The sequence below is a fragment of the Pseudomonas sp. genome (assembly GCF_050739995.1).
Classification (GTDB): domain Bacteria; phylum Pseudomonadota; class Gammaproteobacteria; order Pseudomonadales; family Pseudomonadaceae; genus Aquipseudomonas.
The window spans coordinates 1-3,610 of record NZ_JBOICG010000570.1; the positions used below are offsets into that span (position 1 = coordinate 1).

At 58.1% G+C, this 3,610-nt stretch carries 6 protein-coding genes; 2 read left to right on the forward strand and 4 right to left on the reverse strand.

All coding sequences use genetic code 11. The annotated features are described in order from the left end of the window. Positions 1-346, reverse strand: a 346-nt coding sequence (locus ACRESD_RS18970; protein WP_431752314.1) for a DEAD/DEAH box helicase, incomplete at its 3' end; no start/stop codon positions are given. A 48-nt stretch (positions 347-394) separates the two neighbouring features. Next, entirely contained in the window at positions 395-1,291 is an 897-nt protein-coding gene (gene yedA, locus ACRESD_RS18975; RefSeq protein ID WP_431752315.1) for a drug/metabolite exporter YedA, read from the reverse strand. 160 nt (positions 1,292-1,451) lie between these two features. Here yedA and ACRESD_RS18980 point away from each other — a divergent pair, with 160 nt between their 5' ends. Both ACRESD_RS18980 and ACRESD_RS18985 read left to right on the forward strand, forming a co-directional pair. Further along, positions 1,452-1,907: an Lrp/AsnC family transcriptional regulator gene (locus ACRESD_RS18980; protein ID WP_431752316.1), complete on the forward strand. Its 456-nt coding sequence runs from the start codon at positions 1,452-1,454 to the stop codon at positions 1,905-1,907. Beyond that, entirely contained in the window at positions 1,897-2,595 is a 699-nt protein-coding gene (locus ACRESD_RS18985; RefSeq protein WP_431752317.1) for a cyclase family protein, read from the forward strand. The genes ACRESD_RS18980 and ACRESD_RS18985 overlap by 11 nt, the downstream gene beginning before the upstream one ends. 85 nt (positions 2,596-2,680) lie before the next feature. On the opposite strand, the gene ACRESD_RS18990 is transcribed toward ACRESD_RS18985, so the two are convergent. Together ACRESD_RS18990 and ACRESD_RS18995 are read right to left on the reverse strand one after the other, a co-directional pair. Beyond that, positions 2,681-2,944: an acyl carrier protein gene (locus ACRESD_RS18990; protein ID WP_431752318.1), complete on the reverse strand. Its 264-nt coding sequence runs from the start codon at positions 2,942-2,944 to the stop codon at positions 2,681-2,683. Further along, a partial coding sequence (locus tag ACRESD_RS18995) for a hypothetical protein (protein ID WP_431752319.1) occupies positions 2,934-3,610 on the reverse strand: 677 nt, incomplete at its 5' end. The genes ACRESD_RS18990 and ACRESD_RS18995, both read right to left, overlap by 11 nt.

The following is a 3,610-nucleotide window of genomic DNA, read 5'->3' on the forward strand; positions in this document are numbered from 1 at the left end:
GGTTGATGCTGACACCGCCGTACACCGCGTAAGTGGTCAGCGGCAGGTGCTGGGCGTACTCGGCGACGCTGGCGTGAACCTGCTCGGCCAGCTCGCGAGTCGGGCACAGGATCAGCGCACGGGCCGAGTTGGCGGCGACTTTCGGCCCTTCCATGGTCAGCAGTTGCAGAAGCGGCACGGCGAAACCGGCGGTCTTGCCGGTGCCGGTCTGGGCTGCGGCCATCAGGTCGCGACCCGCCAGCACCGCCGGAATGGCTTGCGCCTGCACCGGCGTCGGGGTCTGGTAGCCAAGCGTCTCAAGGGCGCGCAGCAAGGGTTCGATCAGGCCAAGGGTGGCGAAAGTCATGTGTTTACCGTAGGAAAAATTCAGCGCAAGGGCGTAATGCGCGGCAGTTTACCTTATTTCCGGCTTCGGCTTGCGCCACTGGGGCAGGCTGATCAGCAGCACGGCGCTGATAATCACCAGCATCGCCAGGGCTTCTTCCATGCCAATGGTCTCGCCGACGAACACGATCCCGAGCAATACCGCCACTGCCGGGTTCACATAGGCATAGCTGGTCGCCGCCGCCGGGCGCACATGCTTGAGCAGATACATATAGGCATTGAAGGCGATGATCGAGCCGAACACGGCCAGGTAAGCCAGGGCCAACCAGCCCTCGATCGGTGGCACCGCGTGCAGACGCTCGCCGGTCAGCGCGCTGCCCACCAATAGCAAGACACCGGCGATGATCATTTCCGCCGCACTGGCCATGGCGCCCGCCGGCAACGGAAGGTGCTTGCTCCACACCGAGCCAAACGCCCAGGAAGCGGCGGCAAACAGCAGCAACATCGCACCGGTCGGGCTCGATTGCAGGTTGGAGCCCATGTTGAGCATGGCGATGCCGATAATCCCCAACACCACCCCAGCCCATTCCAGACGCGTATTACGCGCGCCCCAGAAATAGCCGCACAGCAAGGTGAACAACGGCACCGTCGCCACCGCCAACGCCGCCACGCCGGACGCTACCCCCGTGTGCTCGGCCACCGTCACCGCGCCATTGCCAAAGGTCAGCAGCAAAATGCCGATCTTGGCCGCCGCCTTCCACTGCACCCAGGTCGGCGCAGGCGCCCCGCGCCAGCGCAAGAAGCCATACATCGCCAACCCGGCCACCAAAAAGCGAATCCCGCCCAGCATCAACGGCGGCCAGTACTCCACGCCAATTCGAATCACCAGGTAGGTGGAACCCCAAATCACATACAACGCAAAAAAGGCGGCGATCAACGGTAAGGGAAAGCGACGTGGGCCAGGCATTGGGCGGCTCTATGGCAGGAGATGGGAGGCTTATTCTAAAAAAGCAGGTCGATAAACATAAGTTACAAAACCTGTTTAAAACGCCAATACACTTTTCAAAGCATGGTTATGAAGGCTATAAACCGTGTATTCGAAAGCCACGGATTCACAGAGCCTTATCATGGACAAATACGACAGAATGCTCCTCAGCGCCCTGCTCGAAGACGGCCGCGCCTCCTTTGCACAACTGGCCCGCACGGTGAACCTCTCTGCCCCCGCCGTGGCCGAGCGCGTGGCCAAGCTGGAAGCCAGCGGGGTGATCACCGGGTATCAGGCCAAGGTGGATCTGTCCAAGGTGGGGTTGCCGATTCAGTGCGTGATTGAACTGCGGCTGACCAATCACGGTAGCCAGAAGGTGTATGACGCCTTGGCGGAAATCCCCGAACTGACCGAATGCCACCGGGTGACCGGTGACCCGTGCGTGATCATGCAAGCAGCGGTGGGCTCGATGCCGGAGTTGGAGAGCTTGATCAACCGGGTGGCGAAGTTCGGGTTCAGCAAGACCTCGATTATCTTGTCGAGTGCGATAGCGCGGCGGGTGCCGTTGGGGCAGTTGGAGGGCAAGAATGGTGGTTAAACACGGTAAGGTGGTCAGCCTCAGTCACCCTATCAGCCCACGTATTCCGTTATGGCCGGGCGATCCCCCCGTGGCGTTCGAAGACGTCGCTTCGCTGGAAAAGGACGGCTATTTCCTGCGGCGCTTCAGCATGGGTGAACACAGTGCCACGCATATGAATGCACCGAACAGTTTTTATGCCGATGGGATGGGAATTGAAGATTATCAACCAGAAGACCTGATACGACCGGCGGTGGTAATAGATGTGCGCGGTAGAACCCAGGGCAATCCGGATTACGAAGTCGGCCCGCAGGATATTGAAGACTGGGAGCGCCAGCATAGGCCAATCGAACCGGGCTCGGTGGTGTTGATCTATACGGGCTGGCAAAACCTTTGGACTGACCCGGCGACGTTTTTCGGGCAGGATGCGCAAGGCCCCCACTTTCCGGGCATTAGCGAGGCAGCGATCCGACTCTTGCTTGAGCAACGCCAGATTGCCGGCGTGGGAATTGATACCCACGGGGTTGATTCGGGGCAGAGCACTGCATTTGCGACGAATCGTGCTGTGCTGGCCGGGGATGGGATTGTGTTGGAGTGCCTGACCAACCTCGACCAACTGCCGGTCAAAGGCGCCACATTAGTAATCGGTGTACTGGCACTGGAAGGTGGTTCGGGCTCACCCGCATCGGTGATAGCGTTTATCCCCTGACGACGCCATCGCAGGCAAGCCAGTTTGCACAATTGAACGCGATCACCTGTGGGAGCCGGGCTTGTTCGCGATGACACCAGTTGCTTCAACGCGGCTGTGAGCGCTGGACAATCAAATCGACAATCTGCTTGATCGTGGTGATGTGATCCCAGTCAGCCTGAGTGGCTTGCAGGTTGAACTGCCATTTGATCTGCATGACGAAGCAGGTCAGGTCGTCATCAATGATCTTGAAGTCGCGGATGAAATCCGTTTGTTCCGTCACCTGGCTTCGGTCGATGAAGCCAATGATGTCGACGAATAGTTGAATCACCTTTTCGCTGATCTCGGCCCTGGTCAGATTACCGTCCATGTCTTGCCTCATAGACACACTTACCAATACTGATTAAATCAAAGATGGCCAGTCCTGCAGCAACGAAGGGAATGCCTCGCCCGATAATGCCAAATACCCGGACTGTGCCAAACGTTGCCTTAGCCATCCTAGCCATTGTGGGCTGTCTGATCAGCGTGCGAGGGAAAAAGCGCATGCCAATGAGGCTGGCCAGGTTAGTCGTCCTGCTGGAACCCACGTGAACCCAAGTACCCACGGCTATCTTGCTGATTGGTATGCCTGCCGATGCGGTGACAAATGTTGCTGCCGTTAGCCCGTAGTGCTCCTGGGTGCATTTCCAGAGGTCCTCGGCCATGGTGTTTGGAGCCTTCGAATCGGCATGAATGGGTTTAAGCAGGTGATAACTGCCGCCACCGCTAATACCTGGGGAGTACGGTAGTGCCATGACCGCCGGACAACTTGCCATCGTGTTACCCAAATGAAACGCCAGGCTAGAGGTTGAGCCTAGATCAATACGATTTAACCCGAGTTCGAGCTGACTTCTCATGATCGCTGTATGAAGATCACTTTCCTGCATGCCTGTAATCCCTGTACGTAAATGGCAGGCGGGATGGTAGGTCGCAAAAAGAGGTGGTAGGCGGATGAAGCGGAAAAACAGAAGGGTCCTAGGCAGCGATAGGATTCTGC